This is a genomic window from Erwinia artemisiae (assembly GCF_051400835.1).
In the GTDB taxonomy this organism is placed as follows: Bacteria; Pseudomonadota; Gammaproteobacteria; order Enterobacterales; family Enterobacteriaceae; genus Erwinia; species Erwinia aeris.
The window spans coordinates 383,276-401,754 of sequence record NZ_JBLFFM010000003.1 but is presented as its reverse complement, the minus strand read 5'-3'; the positions used below and the strand labels follow the sequence as shown (position 1 = coordinate 401,754).

Below are 18,479 nucleotides of genomic sequence, written 5' to 3'. Positions count from 1 at the left end.
GGGAGGATCCTTGAGCACCCTTCTTCAGATAGAAAAAAGCCCCGGCCTGGGCCGGGGCTTCTTGTCACACAGGCTGGATTAATCGTCCAGGAAGCTGCGCAGTACTTCGGAGCGGCTTGGATGACGCAGCTTACGCAGCGCCTTGGCTTCAATCTGACGAATACGCTCACGGGTAACGTCAAACTGCTTGCCGACTTCTTCCAGCGTATGGTCGGTGTTCATATCGATACCAAAACGCATACGCAGCACTTTCGCTTCACGCGCCGTCAGGCCGGCCAGCACGTCGTGAGTCGCTGAACGCAGGCTCTCGGAGGTGGCGGAGTCCAGCGGCAGCTCCAGCGTAGTGTCTTCGATAAAATCGCCCAGATGCGAATCTTCATCATCACCGATCGGCGTCTCCATGGAGATTGGCTCTTTGGCGATCTTCAGCACCTTGCGGATTTTATCTTCCGGCATCAGCATCCGCTCGGCCAGCTCTTCCGGCGTAGGTTCGCGGCCCATTTCCTGCAGCATCTGGCGGGAGATACGGTTGAGCTTGTTGATAGTCTCAATCATATGCACCGGGATACGGATGGTGCGCGCCTGGTCAGCGATAGAGCGGGTGATAGCCTGACGGATCCACCAGGTAGCATAGGTCGAAAACTTATAGCCACGGCGATATTCAAACTTATCTACGGCCTTCATCAGGCCGATGTTGCCTTCCTGGATCAAATCCAGGAACTGCAGGCCGCGGTTGGTGTACTTTTTAGCAATAGAGATAACCAGACGCAGGTTAGCCTCAACCATCTCTTTTTTCGCACGACGCGCTTTCGCTTCGCCGATGGACATCCGGCGGTTGATATCTTTTACCTGTTCAATCGTCAGGCCGGTCTCTTCTTCAATCTGCGCCAGCTTCATCAGGCTGCGCTGAACGTCTTCCGACACGTCCTTGAGCTTCTCGGACCACGGTTTGTTCATTGCCAGCGCGGCGTTGAACCAGGTTTCGCTGGTTTCATTGCCGGTGAACAGCGTGATGAAGTTCTTTTTCGGCATCTTACAGATTTCAACACACAGTTTCATGATGAGGCGTTCCTGAGTACGGACGCGATCCATCATGGTACGCATGTTGTTCACCAGGTAGTCAAACTGCTTCGGCACCAGGCGGAACTGTTTAAAGACGTCGGACAGGTTTTGGATCTCGCTGACGGCGTCGGCATGGCTGCGGCCTTTGGCCTTGATCACCGTACGCGTTTTCTCGTACTGCGTGCGCAGCTCGGTGAATTTCTCACGCGCCAGTTCCGGGTCGATGCTGTTGTCATCGTCAGCGGTGTCGTCGTCGGACTCTTCGTCTTCGTCTTCGTCGTCGTCGCGCTCTTCTTCAGAGAGTTCAGAACCTACATGCGTTGCCGTAGGCGCAATCTCTTCTGCCGCGTTCGGATCGACAAAGCCGGTGATCATATCGGAAAGACGAGCTTCGCCAGCCTCGACGCGATCGTACTGCTCCAGCAGGTAGGTGATAGCCTCCGGGTATTCGGCAACGGAACACTGCACCTGGTTGATGCCGTCTTCGATACGCTTGGCGATGTCGATTTCGCCTTCGCGCGTCAGCAGTTCGACGGTGCCCATTTCGCGCATGTACATACGGACCGGATCGGTAGTCCGCCCGATTTCAGATTCAACGCTGGAGAGTACCTGAGCAGCCGCTTCGGCAGCATCTTCGTCCGTATCGCTGCTGTTTTCATTCAGCATCAGATCGTCGGCATCAGGCGCTTCTTCCACAACCTGTATGCCCATGTCGTTGATCATCTGGATGATGTCTTCGATCTGATCGGAGTCGACGATATCTTCCGGCAGATGGTCATTGACCTCGGCATAGGTCAGATAGCCTTGCTCCTTACCACGGGTGACAAGCAGCTTCAGCTGTGACTGCGGGTTTTGCTCCATAAGACGGTATCCACACTTCTGTTAAATTAGATTGGTGTTGGTCGGCTAAGTTTAAGCAGCCAACAATAACAGTGAGGGCGTTGGTTTATTGCCGCTGCCCATCGTGGCGGCTGCCAGGCTCAACCTGGCGGATAGTCGGCACTTAAGCCGCGGATATGCTGACAGAAGCTTTTTTCCTGCCGGTCTATTGCTGATAGCGTTTAAACCGGCTGCGACGATATGCGCTTCATCATGTTTCCATCGCCGCTGTTAATTCGTTTGTTACTGTTTTTTCAGGGCCTGGCTGAGCGTCCAAAATTCACGACGCTCTTCGGCATTCAGGCCGTGCGTGCGGTCGCGCGCAATTAACTCTTCCAGCCTGCGCTCCAGCGCCGCATCATACATGCTGGCCAGCGAGTCCTTGAACATGGTTTCCACTTCATCCTCAACTATCATGTGGTTCCATGTTGCCAGCGTTTCAAGGCTTTGGCTAAATTTTGTGCCGCGATAAAGTTCCAGTAACTGGCCCGTCGTCAGGCCAGGATGCGCTACGCAAGTACTCACTAACTCTACGAATAGCGGGAACCCGGGAAGCTCCGAATTATTCAGCCCTTCCAACGAAGGAACCATCGTCGCCAGCGCCGGATTCTGGATCAGCAATCCAATCAGTATACGCATGGTTGTGCGTTTTAGCTGGGGCTGCTGGGGCAACTTCGCGCCTTCGCTTTGTTTTGGCAGCAGTTTTTCCAGCTGGCTATCGTCCAGAATGCCCAACTTGTTGCCCAGTTCCTGACGCAGATAGATACGCAGCGTTTCCCCTGGTACCTGGCTAATCAGCGGCAGCGCCAGCGTACTCAGCTGGGCTCTGCCGTCCGGGGAACGCAGATCAACCTGCGGCATCAGCGTATCGAACAGGAAAGCGGAGAGCGGCATCGCCTGCTCCATCCGCGCCTCGAACGCGTCTTTTCCCTCTTTCCGCACCAGCGTATCGGGATCTTCGCCGTCCGGCAGAAACATAAAGCGTAGCTGACGTCCGTCATTCATGTAAGGCAATGCGGTTTCCAGCGCACGCCATGCTGCTTCCCGACCCGCTCTGTCGCCGTCGTAGCAGCAAATTACCGTATCGGTCGTGCGAAAAAGCAGTTGGATATGCTCGGGCGTAGTGGAAGTGCCGAGCGATGCAACGGCATAATCAATGCCGAACTGCGCCAGCGCCACCACGTCCATGTAGCCTTCCACCACCAGAAGCTTAGCGGGTTCTGGATGTTTCTTTTGCGCTTCATACAGGCCGTACAGCTGGCGGCCTTTATGGAATATTTCGGTTTCCGGCGAGTTAAGGTATTTAGGGAGTGCATCGCCGACAACGCGGCCGCCAAACCCGATAACACGTCCACGCTTATCGTGGATAGGAAACATAATGCGTTCACGAAAACGATCGTAGCTGCGTCCCTGATCGTTGGTGACCAGCATACCGGCATCGCTCAGAGACTGGCGGTCTTCCTGGCTGCGACCAAAACGTTTTAGCGCGTTATCCCAACCCGCAGGCGCAAAGCCAATCGAAAAATGCCGGATAACATCGTCGCTAAGACCGCGTTTGGTAAGATAATCGCGCGCGCCAGCCGCCTGGTTCTGCGTAAGCGACTGCTGGTAGAAATCATTCAGGCTGCCCATCAGCTGATAAAGACTCTGGCGCTGATGACGCTCTAACTGACTGGGGCCGGAACCGCTCTCATACGGCACTTCGAGGCCGTAAAGCGTTGCCAGTTCTTCAATGCTTTCGACGAACTCCAGCCGATCGTAATTCATTAAGAAATCGATCGCGTTGCCGTGCGCGCCGCAGCCGAAGCAGTGGTAAAACTGTTTTTCACCGTTGACGGTAAAAGAGGGCGTCTTTTCGTTATGAAAGGGACAGCACGCGTGATAGTTCTTGCCCTGCTTCTTTAGCTTTACGCGCGCATCGATAAGATCCACGATGTCCGTGCGAGCCAGCAAGTCATTGATAAATACGCGTGGAATTCGTCCAGCCATAGGCCTATCAGCTCATAAACGAGAACAAGCCGCGCATTCCTTTCGGAAAGCACGGCCTTGTATACTACTACTGGTCTGTGAAGCCTGAGGGCAAGCCCTCAATAATTAGTACAGACGAGTGCGGCGTGCGTTTTCGCGAGCCAGTTTCTTCGCGTGGCGTTTCACAGCAGAAGCTTTAGCGCGCTTACGTTCGGTAGTAGGTTTTTCATAAAACTCACGACGACGAACTTCAGCCAGAACGCCTGCTTTCTCGCAAGAACGCTTGAAGCGACGCAGTGCTACGTCAAATGGCTCGTTTTCACGTACTTTAATTACCGGCATGTAACTCTCACCTCGATAAATTCGGTTTTGTTGCTGACGTCAGTGCCAGCTTGTTTCAAAATGGTGCGGAATTTTACTCCAACACAGGCTGCGTTGTAAAGCACCATAGCATAATGTCTCACCAACAGATGCGCCTGTGCGGCTGCCGGTTTTTTCAGGGCAAGGATTATACCGCACTCGAAGAGGCGAGGCGATGAAATTTTCCTCTTATCGATCATGGCGATCGGTGGATAACGCGGAAATTTGCCGCAGCGCGAAGCGGCTTCATGTTACACTGCGCGCCGCAAGAATGAGGTAAATGCCATGCGTGTGCTCGGAATAGAAACTTCCTGCGATGAAACCGGTATCGCGATTTACGACGATAATGCCGGATTGCTCGCTAACCAACTTTACAGCCAGGTCAAACTGCACGCCGACTACGGCGGCGTGGTGCCGGAACTGGCTTCGCGCGATCACGTGCGTAAAACCGTGCCTTTAATTCAGGCTGCCCTAAAAGAGGCGGGCCTGCAGGCGCAAGATATAGATGCCGTAGCCTATACCGCAGGGCCTGGCCTTGTTGGCGCGCTGCTGGTCGGGGCCACCATCGGTCGTTCGCTGGCTTTTGCCTGGAACGTGCCGGCGGTGCCGGTACACCACATGGAAGGGCATTTGCTGGCGCCGATGCTGGAAGACAATCCGCCTGCGTTTCCCTTTGTCGCGCTGCTGGTTTCCGGCGGTCATACGCAGCTGATTAGCGTCACCGGCATCGGTGAATACCAGCTGCTTGGCGAATCCGTGGATGATGCGGCCGGCGAAGCCTTCGATAAAACGGCCAAGCTGCTGGGTCTGGACTATCCGGGCGGGCCGATGCTGTCGAAAATGGCGCAGCAGGGCGTGGAAAAGCGCTTTATCTTTCCGCGTCCTATGACCGACAGGCCTGGGCTGGATTTCAGCTTTTCCGGTTTGAAAACATTCGCAGCGAATACCATTCGTGAAAACGCCGGTGACGATCAGACGCGCGCGGACGTGGCTCGTGCCTTTGAAGATGCCGTTGTCGATACGCTGATCATCAAATGCAAACGCGCGCTGGAGCAAACCGGCTTTACGCGGCTGGTGATTGCAGGCGGCGTCAGCGCTAACCGTACGCTGCGGGCAAGAATGGCCGACGTGATGCGAGCGCGGGGCGGAGAGGTGTTTTACGCCAGGCCGGAGTTCTGCACCGATAACGGCGCGATGATCGCCTACGCGGGTATGGTCAGGCTCAAAGGCGGGACAAGCAGCGACCTGAGCGTTAGCGTCCGTCCGCGCTGGCCGCTGTCGGAGCTTTCACCGCTGGAAAGCCGCTGACATAAAAGCGCCATTGCTCATGGCAATGGCGCGGTCTGTTAGAGACTAGTTGCCCAGCAGGCCATTCAGCCAGCCGCCGATCAGCGGAATACCGGCGATAAGGCTTTCGATCATACCGCCAGCCTGACTACCCAACGTTGAACCGATATCTTTGCCCAAATCGGGATAGAAAGAGCCTATGCTGACCTTACCGATTAGCGGCAGCTCCACGCCTGTATTAGCGACCAGACCGTACAGGCCGTTGCCGACATAGCTACCTATGCTGCTCAGCGCTTCCTGAATATAGCCAGCGCCGCTGACCTGCATCACTTCATGCTGTGTTAATTCTTTCATCACGTTTCCTTGTAATAAAAAATAAACCCGCATCTTATGTGCGGGTTAATAATTTTATTAGATTAACGCGAAGGCCGTAAACCTGTTTTTTTAGAATTAACAGGATATTACATGAATTTATTTGCGCTTTTTCTTCCAGATTTTAGTTTCCTGGCCGCGCCAAAGGCGCTGGATATTGTCGTGATGGCGCAACAGCACCAGACAGGAAAGCATCGCTACCGGAAAAGTCAGCTGCGGTTTAAACCACCAGACATAAAACGGCGCGATCAGCGCGCTGATAATGGCGCCTAACGACGAATAGCCGCTCAGCAGAACGGTCAGCAGCCAGGTGCCGGTCATCAGGCCGGTGAGATCCCAGCCGATCGGCGCGATGGCGCCAAACGCCGTCGCCACGCCTTTACCGCCTTTAAACTGGAAAAAGATCGGATAGATATGACCCAGACAGGCCGCGATAGCGATCAGGCCAAGCCAGAAGGGCGAGAGCCCGAAATGATAAGCCAGCCAGACCGGCAGCATACCTTTCAGTATATCAAACAGCAGGACGAGCAGCGCAGGCGCTTTACCGCCGAGACGCAACACGTTAGTGGCACCGGGATTGCCGGATCCATTCTGTCGCGGGTCGGGTAATCTGAACAGTCGGCATACCAGGATTGCGCTGGAAATAGAACCGCACAGATACGCGAAAATAATCATACCGGGCGCGAATATGCTCATAACACCGTTCCGTCTTCAGGGGGTCGTTTTGTTCTCGTCATCCGTGGATAATACGCATAATCCGTCGGAAGTGGTATCCGGCAACCGCAAAAACAGAGACTCGCATCATGGATATTGTATTTATTGAACAGCTGTCGGTTATCACGACTATTGGCGTTTACGACTGGGAACAGACGATTTCGCAGAAGCTGGTGTTCGATGTCGAAATGGCCTGGGATAACCGCGTCGCGGCGGCCAGCGACGACGTCAACGACTGCCTGAGCTATGCGGACGTTTCCGAAGCGATTATTAACCATGTCGCAGGCGGCCGCTTCGCGCTGGTCGAGCGCGTGGCAGAAGAGGTTGCCACCCTGCTGCTGACGCGTTTCGGGTCGCCGTGGGTGCGGATCAAACTGAGCAAGCCGGGCGCGGTAGCGCAGGCGCTTCAGGTTGGCGTAATCATCGAACGAGGGACTATTCCGAAATAAGCGCAATGTGATTGCCATCACGATGAAACCAAACCACATTATGGGCTGTCTGAGGATTGGCCCGCCTTTCTGCGGGCACAATTTTGGCGGTGGCGTACAGCGACCGCCTTTTTAATGGCTTTGATACGGATAGGGGTAGATTTGATGGCAGATATTCATCAGCTATGGGTGGCAGCAATCCTTGGGATTGTTGAGGGGTTAACGGAGTTTCTCCCCGTCTCTTCCACCGGGCACATGATCATTGTCGGTCATCTGTTGGGCTTTGAAGGTGATAAAGCCGATACGTTTGAAGTAGTTATTCAGCTGGGATCGATCCTGGCGGTGGTAGTGATGTTCTGGCGTCGTCTGTTTGGCCTGATTGGCATCCACTTTGGCAAAGTGCCGCACGAAGGCACAGGCAAAGGGCATCTGACGCTGATCCACATCCTGCTGGGTATGGTGCCGGCCGTGGTGATTGGCCTGATTTTTCACGATAAAATTAAAACGCTTTTCAATCCCATTAACGTGATGTACGCGCTGGTTGTCGGCGGCGTTCTGCTGCTGGCGGCGGAATATCTCAAACCCAAACAGCCTAAAGCCGTAGGGATTGACGATATGACTTACCGTCAGGCCTTTATGATTGGCTGTTTCCAGTGTCTGGCGCTGTGGCCGGGCTTTTCTCGCTCCGGCGCGACCATTTCCGGCGGCATGCTGATGGGCGTGAGTCGTTATGCGGCCTCCGAGTTCTCATTCCTTCTGGCTGTGCCGATGATGATGGGCGCGACGGTGCTGGATCTGTATAAGAGCCTGGGCTTCCTGACGATGGCCGATATGCCGATGTTCGCCGTAGGTTTCCTCACGGCCTTCGTGGTGGCGCTGATTGCTATCAAGGTCTTCCTGAAGCTGATCCAGCGTATCTCCTTCGTTCCTTTCGCTATCTACCGCTTTATTGTGGCCGCTGCGGTCTACATGATTTTCGTCTAGTCAAAAAAAGCCGGACGTTTGTCCGGCTTCTTTTTAAAGCGGCTCTGCCCGCCAGGCTGCCAGTGCGGCAATACGCCTTCGCGTTAGCTCTTCCCTGACCTCCACGCCTTTGTAACCCGCCGCGACCACGTCTTTGGTCGACACGTTCTGCACAATCTCAAACGCCTTGCGCAGATAGTCGCCCTGCGGGTAAGCATTGTTCTCAAATCCGGTGCGGCCGCGCGCGTCCGCTTCGCTGGTCAGCGCAATTTGCTCCACGCGATGGGGCTTGCGCCAGGCGTCAATGCGATCGAAGAGGGCGACCAGCGTTTCCGGACTTTGCCGCTCGACGGTATGCACTAAATCGTGAAATTCCGTCACCAGCAGCGCCAGATCGCGAATGGCGTTCGGCACGCGCAGGCGCTGGCAAAGCTGCTCCACCAGCGGCACGCCCGCCGGGCCGTGACCATGATGGCTCGGCCATTTTTCCGGCGGCGTCAGCGCTTTGCCGACGTCATGAAACAGCGTGGCGAAACGCACGTCTACTTCATCGCTCAGCTCAGCGGCAATCGCCAGCGTCATCAGCGTATGCACGCCGGTATCGATTTCCGGATGCCATTTGGCCGGTGCCGGCACGCCGTAAAGATTGTCCAGCTCGGGAAAAAGCACGGCGAGGGCGCCGCAGTCGCGCAGCACCTGAAAATAGACCTGAGGCGTGCGGGTTTCCAGCGCCTTTTCGGTCTCTTTCCAGACGCGCTCGGGCGTCAGCGCGCTCAGTTCGCCGCTTTCCGCCATCGAGCGCATCAACGCCAGCGTTTCCCCGGCAATCACGAAACCAAGGTGAGCAAAACGCGCGGCAAAGCGCGCCACGCGCAGCACGCGCAGCGGATCTTCGTTAAAGGCGGCGGAAACATGGCGTAGCTGACGCTGTTCGATATCGGCACGGCCATTGTAGGGATCGTAATAGCGGCCCTCGTCATCCTGAGCGATGGCGTTAATAGTCAGATCGCGGCGCTGCAAATCCTGCTCCAGCGTCACGTCTGGCGCGGCATAGCAGACAAAACCGGTATAGCCGCTGCCGTTTTTGCGCTCGGTGCGCGCCAGCGCGTATTCCTGCTGCGTGTCAGGATGCAGGAACACGGGAAAATCACGGCCGACCTGCTGAAAGCCGAGCGCCAGCATCTCGGCAGGCGAAGCGCCTACCACCACCCAATCTTTGTCTTTGACCGGCAAATTTAACAGGGCATCGCGTACCGCGCCACCGACAAGATAACTCTTCACTACAGGCTCCCGAACTAAATTTTTCTGGCATCATACGTGAAGTGTAGAAGCTCTCCTACCGTTGTGAAGCGCCTGGCCGGTGGACAAAAAGAGGAGAAGGGCACCGAAAGATGCCCGAAAAAGCGTCAGCTCATCCAGCGATCTTTTTTCTTGCGGCTGGGGATCATATGCGGCAAAAGCAGGCCCAGCAGGAGACCGACACCGGCTACGCCGCCGCCATACATAAACCACTGCATAATGATGGTGCGCTGCTTGTCATCAAGCTGCACGTTAGCGGCGCTGACTTTTTTCTGCGCCACGATTAGCTCGTTTTTCAGTTTCTGATTTTCCGCTTTCAGGCCGTTGATCACGTCATCACTGCCCGCGACTTTCTTCTGCATTTCCGCCGTGCGCTGATTCCAGCTGCCGTCGATATTGGCCAGCTTATCGGTCAAATCCTTTACCTGCTGTTCCAGCTGTGGAACGCGAGTGCGTAGGCTTGGCTGCTGACTCAGCTGCGCCAGCGGGATCCATGACGTCCGGCCGTTAGCATCCCGGATCTGGGCATAATGCGTATCATTGTTGGTCTGTACCAGCGCTACTTCTTCCCCCGCGTTCAGCGTGCCCGTCAGGCGGTAGCTGTCGCTGGGGCCGCTGCGTACCCAGGTGGAAAGTTCGTCTGAAATATAGCGCTTCTCTTCGGCATGAAGCGAGGCGGCAACGCTGAAAGTCAGTAAAGTGAGGCCAAGTAAATGCGTTTTTTTCATTCGGTATCTTTTTTGTGAGTGCGGAAAAAAAAGTAATGGCACAGTCTGGAGATGGCTCGCATAAAGCTGAATGAGAACTATCCTGGACTCGACCTGACGCGCAAAGCGCCAGGAAAAGCGGGACAACCAGGGCGCTTGTGCATTACTCTTTTCGTCATCTCTGGCTTGCCCGTTACCCGCGGTTTTCGACTTCGCACTGCATAAAAGCCGAGGCCGCAAGGTATAATCTGGCCTTTGTTGACCGTGCCGCTAATCTGATTAAGAAAATATGACCATAGAAATTGAATTAAAGTTCATTACCACGCCTGAAGGCGCCGAAAAGCTGCCGGCTCGTCTCGCTGCCTGGCCAAACGTGCACAGCGCGCCGCAGAAACTGACCAACATCTATTTTGAAACGCCGGATCGCCAGCTGCGCCGCTGGGATATGGGGCTGCGTATTCGCGGCTTCGGCGACAGCTATGAAATGACGCTGAAAACGGCGGGGAAAACCGTCGGCGGTCTGCATCAGCGCCCGGAATACAATGTAGCGTTGGAAAAGCCCGAGCTGGCCATCGCGCAGCTGCCGGCGGAAATCTGGCCGCAGGACTGTGATGTAGCGGCGTTACAGGCGCAGCTGCAGCCGCTGTTCAGCACCCACTTCGTGCGGGAAAAGTGGGTGGTTACTTACCTGAACAGCGAGATTGAAGTGGCTTTTGACCACGGCGAAGTGCAGGCGGGCGAGCTAAGCGAGCCGCTGAACGAAATCGAGCTGGAGCTGAAAACCGGCGAGCGTGCCGACCTGATGGCTTTTGCGGCTGAACTGGCGGACATGGGCGGACTGCGTTTGGGCAGCCTGAGCAAAGCCGCGCGCGGTTACGGCCTGGCGCAGCGTCAGAGCCAGCGCGAGCTGCGCCCGTTGCCGATCCTGAAAGTGAAGCCGAAAGCCACGGTTGAAGAGGGGATGCTGGGCGCTTTTACGCTGGCGCTAAGTCAGTGGCAGTATCATGAAGAGCTGTGGCTGCGCGGCACCCCGTCTGCGCTGCGTGGCATCAACGAAGCGCTGGAAACGCTGCGTCAGGCTTTTGCTCTGTTCGGCACGCTGGTGCCGCGTAAGGCCAGCAGCGAACTGCGCCAAAAGCTGAACGAGCTGGAAGAGGCGCTGGCGGAGCAAAAGCCGCAGCCGTCGCTCTGCTTTACGCCGCTCTGGCTACAAACCCAGTTGGCGCTTACTAACTGGATAGCCAGCGAAGGCTGGCGTCCGTTTATCGACAGCAAAACCGACAGCAAGCTGCAAGGCTCCTTCAAGCGCTTCTGCGACATCATGCTGGGCCGCGTCTCGGCCGATCTGAAAGAGACGTTTGCCCACGTGCGTCAGACCAATGAATATCAGGACAAGCTGACCCGTTTGCAGCGTCAACTGCTCGCCGCGCGTCTGCTGGCCGGCGCCTATGACGAAACCGCCGTGGCGGCCTGGCTGGGCGCATGGGAACAGCTGGCCCACGCGATTAAAACGCATCAGGAAGCCTGGCTGGAGTCGTATCGCCATCAGGCGCTGAAGCAGTCGGTTTTCTGGAAAAACGGCGGCGCCTGATTTCGACCGCCCTCACAGGGAGTTACCTATGTCGCCTTTAACTTTACCGCCTCTGCCGCCGCTGCTTGCCGCGCTACCGGTTACCGCTGACGATCCCGCGCTGCGTGCCGCTATGGCCTTCAGCGATTTCATCAGCGAAAACCTGACGCGCTATCCTGAATGGCAGCAGGAACTGCAGCAAAGGGCGCCGGAGCCGGAAGAGTGGCGACATTATGCCGACTGGCTGGCGGAAGAAATGGCGCAGGTCGCGGACGAAGCCGCGCTTATGCGCGAGCTACGCCTGTTTCGTCGCCATATGCTGACGCGTATCGCCTGGATGCAGGCGCTGTCGCTCAGCAGCACGCAGGCAACGTTACGGCAGCTGAGCGTGCTGGCGGAAACGCTGATCGTGGCGGCGCGCGACTGGCTGTGGCAGGCCTGCTGCCGCGAGCTGGGCACGCCGGTTAACGCGCAGGGCGAACCGCAGCCGCTGCTGATCCTGGGGATGGGCAAGCTCGGCGGTGGCGAGCTGAACTTCTCTTCGGATATCGATTTAATCTTTACCTGGCCGGAAAACGGCGTCACCCAGGGCGGGCGCCGCGAGCTGGATAACGCGCAGTTTTTTACTCGTCTGGGCCAGCGGCTGATCAAAGTGCTCGATCAGCCGACCATCGACGGCTTCGTTTATCGGGTAGATATGCGCCTGCGTCCTTTTGGCGACAGCGGCCCGCTGGTGCTGAGCTTTGCCGCGCTGGAGGATTACTATCAGGAGCAGGGACGCGACTGGGAGCGCTACGCGATGGTGAAAGCGCGGCTGATGGGCGGCGCGGACGATCGCTGGAGCCAGGAGCTGGAGCAGATGCTGCGGCCCTTTGTCTATCGCCGCTATATCGATTTCAGCGTGATCCAGTCGCTGCGCAATATGAAAAGCATGATTGCCAGAGAAGTGCGTCGGCGCGGGCTGAAAGACAATATCAAGCTGGGCGCGGGCGGCATCCGCGAAACGGAATTTATCGTGCAGGTTTTTCAGCTGATCCGTGGCGGACGTGAGCGCTCGCTACAGCTGCGGGCCTTTTTACCCACGCTTCAGGCCATCAGCGATCTGCATCTGCTGCCCGCAGAGCAGGCGCTACGGCTACAGGAAGCGTACCTGTTTTTACGCCGCCTGGAGAATCTGCTGCAAAGCATCAATGACGAACAGACGCAAACGCTGCCCTCGGACGATCTTAATCGTGCACGGCTGGCGTGGGCGATGGGCACCACGGGCTGGGCGGAGATGTACGGCCAGCTGGAACAGCATATGGCCGCCGTACGCGCTATTTTCGACGAGCTAATCGGCGATGACGCGCCGGAGGCGGGCGACAGCAAAGACACGGACGACTATGGCATCCTGTGGCAGGATCGCCTGGAGGAACCGGAGCTGGCGGCGCTGGTGCCTCATCTTACCGCCGAAGCGCAGCAGCGGCTGCTGCGCGCGATCGGCGATTTTCGCCAGGACGTGGATAAACGCACCATTGGCCCGCGTGGTCGCCAGGCGCTGGATCTGCTGATGCCGGGCCTGCTGGCCGAGGTTTGCCCGCGTGAAGATGCCGACGTCACGCTCGGTCGTCTGACGCCGCTGCTGCTGGGCATAGTGACGCGCACTACCTACCTGGAGCTGCTGACGGAATATCCGGGCGCGCTTAAGCATCTGATCCGGCTCTGTGCGGCCTCGCCGATGGTGGCCGATCAGCTGGCGCGTTATCCGCTGCTGCTGGACGAGCTGCTGGATCCCGCCACGCTTTACCAGCCCACGGCCACGGATGCCTATCGCGACGAGCTGCGGCAGTATCTGTTGCGCATCCCGGAAGAGGACGAAGAGCAGCAGCTGGAAGCGCTGCGTCAGTTCAAGCAGGCGCAGCATTTGCGCATTGCCGCGGCCGATATTGCGGGCACGCTGCCGGTTATGAAGGTCAGCGATCATCTTACCTGGCTGGCGGAGGCCATTGTGGAGCAGGTGGTGCAGCAGGCCTGGCAGATGATGGTGCAGCGCTACGGGCGGCCTTCGCACCTTAACGAGCCGCAGGCGCGCGGCTTCGCGGTCATCGGCTACGGCAAGCTGGGCGGCTGGGAGCTGGGCTACAGTTCGGATCTTGACCTGGTGTTCCTGCACGACTGTCCGGCAGAAGCGGTGACGGACGGCGAGCGCAGCATTGATGGCCGCCAGTTTTATCTGCGGCTTGCGCAGCGCATCATGCACCTGTTCAGCACCCGCACGTCGTCCGGCATTTTATACGAGGTGGACGCCAGGCTGCGTCCTTCCGGCGCGGCGGGCATGCTGGTCAGCACCTTCGCGGCTTTTGATGATTATCAGCGTCATGAAGCCTGGACCTGGGAACATCAGGCGCTGGTACGGGCGCGCATCGTTTTTGGCGACGCGGCGTTAAGCCAGCGCTTTACCGGGATCCGCCGGGGCATTCTGTGTTTACCGCGCGAGCCGGAAAAGCTGAAAACGGAAGTCCGGGAAATGCGCGAGAAGATGCGCGCGCATCTGGGCAACCGACAAAAAGGGCGTTGGGATATCAAAGCGGATCGCGGCGGCATTACCGATATTGAATTCATTACGCAATATCTGGTCTTACGCTATGCCGCGACGGAGCCAGAGCTGACGAGCTGGTCGGATAACGTACGCATCCTGGCGCTGTTGGCGCGCCACGACAGAATGAGCGAGGAAGAGGCGCATTCGCTGACCCACGCTTACGTTACGCTGCGTAACGAGCTGCACAGGCTGGCGCTCCAGGCTTTACCGGGCCAGCTTGCGCCGGAGGCGTTCAGCGCGGAGCAATCCGTGGTCAACGCCAGCTGGCAGCGCTGGCTGGAGGCGTGATCGTGGCGCAATGGGCGCAATTGACGGCATGTGCTATCATCGCGCGCACTATTTTTTGACTGACTGCAGCCTGGAGTATCTGGAATGAAAATGACGCTGCCCGATTTTAACCGTGCGGGTGTTCTGGTTGTTGGCGACGTGATGCTGGATCGCTACTGGTATGGCCCAACCAGCCGTATTTCCCCTGAAGCGCCGGTGCCGGTGGTTAAGGTGGACAACGTGGAGGAGCGTCCCGGCGGGGCGGCCAACGTGGCGATGAATATCGCTTCGCTCGGCGCCAGTTCCCGTCTGGTCGGCCTGACTGGCGTGGATGATGCGGCGCGCGCGCTGAACGACGCGCTCACCGGCGTTAACGTGCAGTGTGATTTTGTTACCGTCGCCACGCATCCTACCATCACCAAGCTGCGCGTGCTGTCGCGCAACCAGCAGCTGATCCGTCTGGATTTTGAAGAAGGTTTTGGGGGGATCGACGTTGAGCCGCTGCATCAGCGGATCCGCGAGGCGCTGCCGTCCGCAGGCGCGCTGGTGCTTTCCGATTACGCCAAAGGCGCGCTGGACAGCGTGGAAAGCATTATTGCCATCGCCCGCGAGGCGAAGGTACCGGTGCTGGTCGATCCGAAAGGGACCGATTTCGAGCGCTATCGCGGTGCGACCATCCTGACGCCAAACCTTTCCGAATTTGAAGCCGTCGTCGGCAAGTGCAAAGACGAAGCGGAGATTGTCGAGCGCGGCATGGCGCTGATGCAGCAGTTCGAGCTGTCGGCGCTGCTGGTGACGCGTTCTGAAAACGGCATGACGCTGTTGCAGCCGGGCAAAGAGCCGGTGCATCTGCCAACCCAGGCGCAGGAAGTCTATGACGTGACCGGCGCGGGCGATACGGTGATCGGCGTACTGGCCGCCGCGCTGGCCGCAGGCAATACGCTGGAAGAGAGCTGCTTCCTGGCTAACGCCGCCGCAGGCGTGGTGGTGGGCAAGCTGGGAACGTCAACGGTTTCGCCAGTCGAGCTGGAAAACGCCATTCGCGCACGGCCCGAGGCCGGTTTCGGCGTGATGAGCGAGGCGCAGCTGAAAGAGGCGGTGGCGCTGGCGCGTCGTCGCGGCGAGAAAGTGGTGATGACCAACGGCTGCTTCGATATTCTTCATGCCGGCCACGTCTCCTATCTGGCCAACGCGCGCAAGCTTGGCGATCGCCTGATTGTCGCGGTCAACAGCGATGCATCCACCAAACGGCTGAAAGGCGAGAGTCGTCCGGTCAATCCGCTGGAAAACCGGATGATCGTGCTGGGCGCGCTGGAAGCGGTCGACTGGGTGGTGGCCTTTGAAGAAGATACGCCGCAGCGGGTTATTGCCGATATCCTGCCTGATCTGCTGGTAAAAGGCGGCGATTACAAGCCGGAAGAGATCGCGGGCAGCAAAGAGGTGTGGGCAAACGGCGGCGAAGTGCGCGTGCTGAACTTTGAAGATGGGATCTCCACCAGCAATATCATCAAGGCCATTCAGGCGAAAAGCTGATGAGGACGCGGGCAAAAAAGGCCCGCCCTTAAACGACAAAAGGCGCCGGTTGAACACGGCGCCTTTTTTTAAACGGTTTCGCCTTCGGCGTTACTGCATATCTTCCGTTTTCAGCACTTCTTTCGGCATATCCGCTTTCGGCGCATCCACGCCACGGCTTTCCAGCTCGGCGATACGGGCTTCCAGCGCGGCCAGCTTTTCACGGGTACGCAGCAGCACCTGCGTCTGCACGTCAAATTCTTCGCGGTTAACCAGGTCCAGCCGGGTCAGCTGTGACTGCAGGGTCTGGCGGATTTTCTTTTCGACATCATCGCCAAACTCACGGATCCCTTTTGGCATAGAGTCATGAACCTGACGAGCAAGTTGTTCAATTTTTTTCGGGTCAATCATGGCGGCTTCCTGATAGCGGCAAAGTTTCGTTAAGTGTAATGCCATAACCACAAAGGTTAAACCCAAAAACGTGAAAGCGGCAAAATGGCTAACGATTTGCTTATTTTGTTCGTTGCCCTGCTTTTTTTTCGGCGCTATAGTAATCAGGCTTATTCTCAGGGCGGGGCGAAATTCCCCACCGGCGGTAAATCGGCTACGGCTGAAAGCCCGCGAGCGCTTCAGATCTTCCTGGTCTGAAGGTCAGCAGATCCGGTGTAATTCCGGGGCCGACGGTTAAAGTCCGGATGGGAGAGAGTAACGTATCCTGTCGGGTCTACGCCCGCCACGCCGTTATTTTTTGTCGCTGCAAGACACTCCTAAGCTCGCCCTGGTTCTGGTAACCCATATTACACAAAGGATTATTTACCATGAATCAGACGCTTCTTTCTGAATTTGGCACGCCTGAACAGCGTGTGGAACGCGCTATCGACGCGCTGCGCAATGGCCGTGGCGTCATGGTGCTGGATGATGAAGATCGTGAAAACGAAGGCGATATGATTTTCGCCGCAGAAACCATGACCGTCGAACAAATGGCGCTGACCATTCGTCACGGCAGCGGCATTGTCTGCCTGTGCCTGAACGAAGAACGTCTCCGCCAGCTGGAACTGCCGATGATGGTAGAGAACAACACCAGCTCTTTTGGCACCGGCTTTACCGTTACCATTGAGGCGGCGAAAGGCGTGACCACCGGTGTTTCCGCTGCGGATCGCATCACCACCATTCGTGCGGCCGTGGCCGATAATGCTAAACCAAGCGATCTGCACCGCCCGGGCCACGTGTTTCCTCTCCGCGCTCGTGAAGGCGGCGTGCTGACGCGCGGCGGCCATACCGAAGCCTCTATTGATTTAGTGACGCTGGCCGGTTTCAAACCTGCAGGCGTACTGTGCGAGCTGACCAACGACGACGGCACGATGGCCCATGCGCCTGAAGCCATCGCCTTTGCGAAACAGCACGCGATGCCGGTGGTGACCATTGAAGATCTGGTCGCTTACCGCCGCAGCCGTGAAACGCGTCAGGCAAGCTAAGCGCATTGCCGCGCTTCTGTACGCATAGCTAACGTCGTGCAGGCGCGCGGCGCGAGAGTTTTCGCGCTGCGGTTTTTTGCGCATCCGCTTCTCCGTTCCACTGGCCTGACAGCGCCCGCCTGGCCCGCTAGCGACTGCTTTTGGCATAACTGGCCCAATGGGCGCTGGTTTCCACGTGAGGCAAAATTTGCCTCACCGTTCATCTTTAGCTCAGGCCGGCGCTTTCCAACAGCGTCAGGCTCAGCCCCATTACCGTCATACCGCAGAGTACGCCATAGCTGGGATTCACATCCGGCGCGATATCGCGCGCCAGCGGCATCAGTTCGTCAACGGACAGCGCCACCATGATCCCGGCGACGGCGGCCATAACCGCGCCCATTACCAGCGGTGACAGCCATGGCCCCATCAGCATGAAAGCTATAAGGCCGCCGGCGATCTCCGCCATGCCGGAAATCCCTGCCCAGAACAGCGCCTTCTTTTTCGATCCTGTTGCGGCGTACATCGGCCCGGCGACGGCCAGCCCTTCGGGAATATTATGAATGGCTACCGCCAGCGCAATGCCCATCCCCAGCTCCAGATCGCTGCTGGCGGTCACAAAGGTTGCGATACCTTCCGGGAAATTGTGCAGGCTGATGCCAAGCGTCAGCAGCAGCGCGGTACGACGTAGATTCTGCGGCGATTTACCGCCCATCAGATCCTGGGGATGGTGGTGCGGCAACAGCTTGTCCAGCGCAAAATAACCGAGCAGGCCGACGATAAACATGCCATAGCCCAACAGCGGCGACATCCCCTCCGCCTTCAGCGCGGCGGGCAGCATCTCCATCAGCGAAATCAACAGCATAATACCGGCGGCAAAGCCCAGCGCAAAAGCCAGCGCTCGCGCCGACGGCTTTTGGCCGATAACGCCCAGGAAGGCCCCGATAAAAGTGGCGCCGCCGGCCAGCAGAGTCAGCAGTAAAGGTATGGACATGAACGTCTCTCCTGTTCCCGAAAAAGTATAGCCTTTGCTATACATTAGCAGAGAAAAAGTACGCGTAA

Annotated in this window: 16 protein-coding genes and 1 riboswitch; of the genes, 7 read left to right on the top strand and 9 right to left on the bottom strand. The window is 57.4% G+C overall.

Annotation, left to right across the window (positions count from 1 at the left end; all coding sequences use genetic code 11):
- Positions 1-78: 78 nt before the first annotated feature.
- The 3 genes from rpoD to rpsU form a co-directional block, all read right to left on the bottom strand.
- Positions 79-1,923, bottom strand: coding sequence for an RNA polymerase sigma factor RpoD (gene rpoD / locus ACMGEE_RS09690; RefSeq protein ID WP_125287187.1), 1,845 nt, complete (start codon positions 1,921-1,923; stop codon positions 79-81).
- A gap of 261 nt (positions 1,924-2,184) precedes the next feature.
- On the bottom strand, positions 2,185-3,930 hold the full coding sequence (gene dnaG / locus ACMGEE_RS09685) for a DNA primase (RefSeq protein ID WP_253458182.1): 1,746 nt from the start codon (positions 3,928-3,930) through the stop codon (positions 2,185-2,187).
- Between the two features lie 105 nt (positions 3,931-4,035).
- On the bottom strand, positions 4,036-4,251 hold the full coding sequence (gene rpsU / locus ACMGEE_RS09680; protein WP_001144069.1) for a 30S ribosomal protein S21: 216 nt from the start codon (positions 4,249-4,251) through the stop codon (positions 4,036-4,038).
- A 303-nt stretch (positions 4,252-4,554) separates the two neighbouring features.
- On the opposite strand from rpsU, the gene tsaD reads away from it, so the two are divergent.
- Entirely contained in the window at positions 4,555-5,577 is a 1,023-nt protein-coding gene (tsaD, locus tag ACMGEE_RS09675; protein ID WP_301250647.1) for a tRNA (adenosine(37)-N6)-threonylcarbamoyltransferase complex transferase subunit TsaD, read from the top strand.
- Positions 5,578-5,622: 45 nt separating this feature from the next.
- Here tsaD and ACMGEE_RS09670 read toward each other — a convergent pair whose 3' ends face one another.
- Both ACMGEE_RS09670 and plsY read right to left on the bottom strand, forming a co-directional pair.
- Complete coding sequence (locus ACMGEE_RS09670) at positions 5,623-5,910, bottom strand: hypothetical protein (RefSeq protein WP_253458186.1); 288 nt, start codon at positions 5,908-5,910, stop codon at positions 5,623-5,625.
- Between the two features lie 117 nt (positions 5,911-6,027).
- Positions 6,028-6,624 (bottom strand): glycerol-3-phosphate 1-O-acyltransferase PlsY, encoded by a 597-nt coding sequence (plsY, locus tag ACMGEE_RS09665; RefSeq protein ID WP_253458189.1) that lies wholly within the window; start codon positions 6,622-6,624, stop codon positions 6,028-6,030.
- A gap of 107 nt (positions 6,625-6,731) precedes the next feature.
- Between plsY and folB the strand changes: the two genes are divergently transcribed.
- Positions 6,732-7,091 (top strand): bifunctional dihydroneopterin aldolase/7,8-dihydroneopterin epimerase, encoded by a 360-nt coding sequence (folB, locus tag ACMGEE_RS09660; RefSeq protein WP_253458192.1) that lies wholly within the window; start codon positions 6,732-6,734, stop codon positions 7,089-7,091.
- 144 nt (positions 7,092-7,235) lie between these two features.
- Positions 7,236-8,054: an undecaprenyl-diphosphate phosphatase gene (bacA, locus tag ACMGEE_RS09655; RefSeq protein WP_125287192.1), complete on the top strand. Its 819-nt coding sequence runs from the start codon at positions 7,236-7,238 to the stop codon at positions 8,052-8,054.
- A 33-nt stretch (positions 8,055-8,087) separates the two neighbouring features.
- On the opposite strand, the gene ACMGEE_RS09650 is transcribed toward bacA, so the two are convergent.
- Both ACMGEE_RS09650 and ACMGEE_RS09645 read right to left on the bottom strand, forming a co-directional pair.
- Positions 8,088-9,314, bottom strand: coding sequence for a multifunctional CCA addition/repair protein (locus ACMGEE_RS09650; protein WP_253458195.1), 1,227 nt, complete (start codon positions 9,312-9,314; stop codon positions 8,088-8,090).
- A gap of 125 nt (positions 9,315-9,439) precedes the next feature.
- The gene (locus ACMGEE_RS09645) at positions 9,440-10,060 is read right to left on the bottom strand and encodes a TIGR04211 family SH3 domain-containing protein (RefSeq protein WP_253458197.1); all 621 of its coding nucleotides are present in this window, start codon (positions 10,058-10,060) and stop codon (positions 9,440-9,442) included.
- Between the two features lie 268 nt (positions 10,061-10,328).
- On the opposite strand from ACMGEE_RS09645, the gene ACMGEE_RS09640 reads away from it, so the two are divergent.
- The 3 genes from ACMGEE_RS09640 (at position 10,329) to hldE (ending at position 15,987) form a co-directional block, all read left to right on the top strand.
- Complete coding sequence (locus ACMGEE_RS09640; protein WP_369896270.1) at positions 10,329-11,630, top strand: CYTH domain-containing protein; 1,302 nt, start codon at positions 10,329-10,331, stop codon at positions 11,628-11,630.
- Positions 11,631-11,658: 28 nt separating this feature from the next.
- Complete coding sequence (gene glnE / locus ACMGEE_RS09635; RefSeq protein ID WP_253458201.1) at positions 11,659-14,475, top strand: bifunctional [glutamate--ammonia ligase]-adenylyl-L-tyrosine phosphorylase/[glutamate--ammonia-ligase] adenylyltransferase; 2,817 nt, start codon at positions 11,659-11,661, stop codon at positions 14,473-14,475.
- An 84-nt stretch (positions 14,476-14,559) separates the two neighbouring features.
- A complete protein-coding gene (gene hldE / locus ACMGEE_RS09630; RefSeq protein WP_253458203.1) occupies positions 14,560-15,987 on the top strand; it encodes a bifunctional D-glycero-beta-D-manno-heptose-7-phosphate kinase/D-glycero-beta-D-manno-heptose 1-phosphate adenylyltransferase HldE in 1,428 nt (475 codons plus the stop codon).
- 90 nt (positions 15,988-16,077) lie between these two features.
- Here hldE and ubiK read toward each other — a convergent pair whose 3' ends face one another.
- Positions 16,078-16,377: a ubiquinone biosynthesis accessory factor UbiK gene (ubiK, locus tag ACMGEE_RS09625; RefSeq protein ID WP_253458205.1), complete on the bottom strand. Its 300-nt coding sequence runs from the start codon at positions 16,375-16,377 to the stop codon at positions 16,078-16,080.
- Between the two features lie 147 nt (positions 16,378-16,524).
- A riboswitch (FMN riboswitch) is annotated at positions 16,525-16,677 on the top strand.
- A 107-nt stretch (positions 16,678-16,784) separates the two neighbouring features.
- Between ubiK and ribB the strand changes: the two genes are divergently transcribed.
- A complete protein-coding gene (ribB, locus tag ACMGEE_RS09620) occupies positions 16,785-17,441 on the top strand; it encodes a 3,4-dihydroxy-2-butanone-4-phosphate synthase (protein ID WP_253458206.1) in 657 nt (218 codons plus the stop codon).
- 205 nt (positions 17,442-17,646) lie between these two features.
- On the opposite strand, the gene zupT is transcribed toward ribB, so the two are convergent.
- Entirely contained in the window at positions 17,647-18,411 is a 765-nt protein-coding gene (gene zupT / locus ACMGEE_RS09615) for a zinc transporter ZupT (RefSeq protein ID WP_253458209.1), read from the bottom strand.
- Between the last annotated feature and the right edge of the window lie 68 nt (positions 18,412-18,479).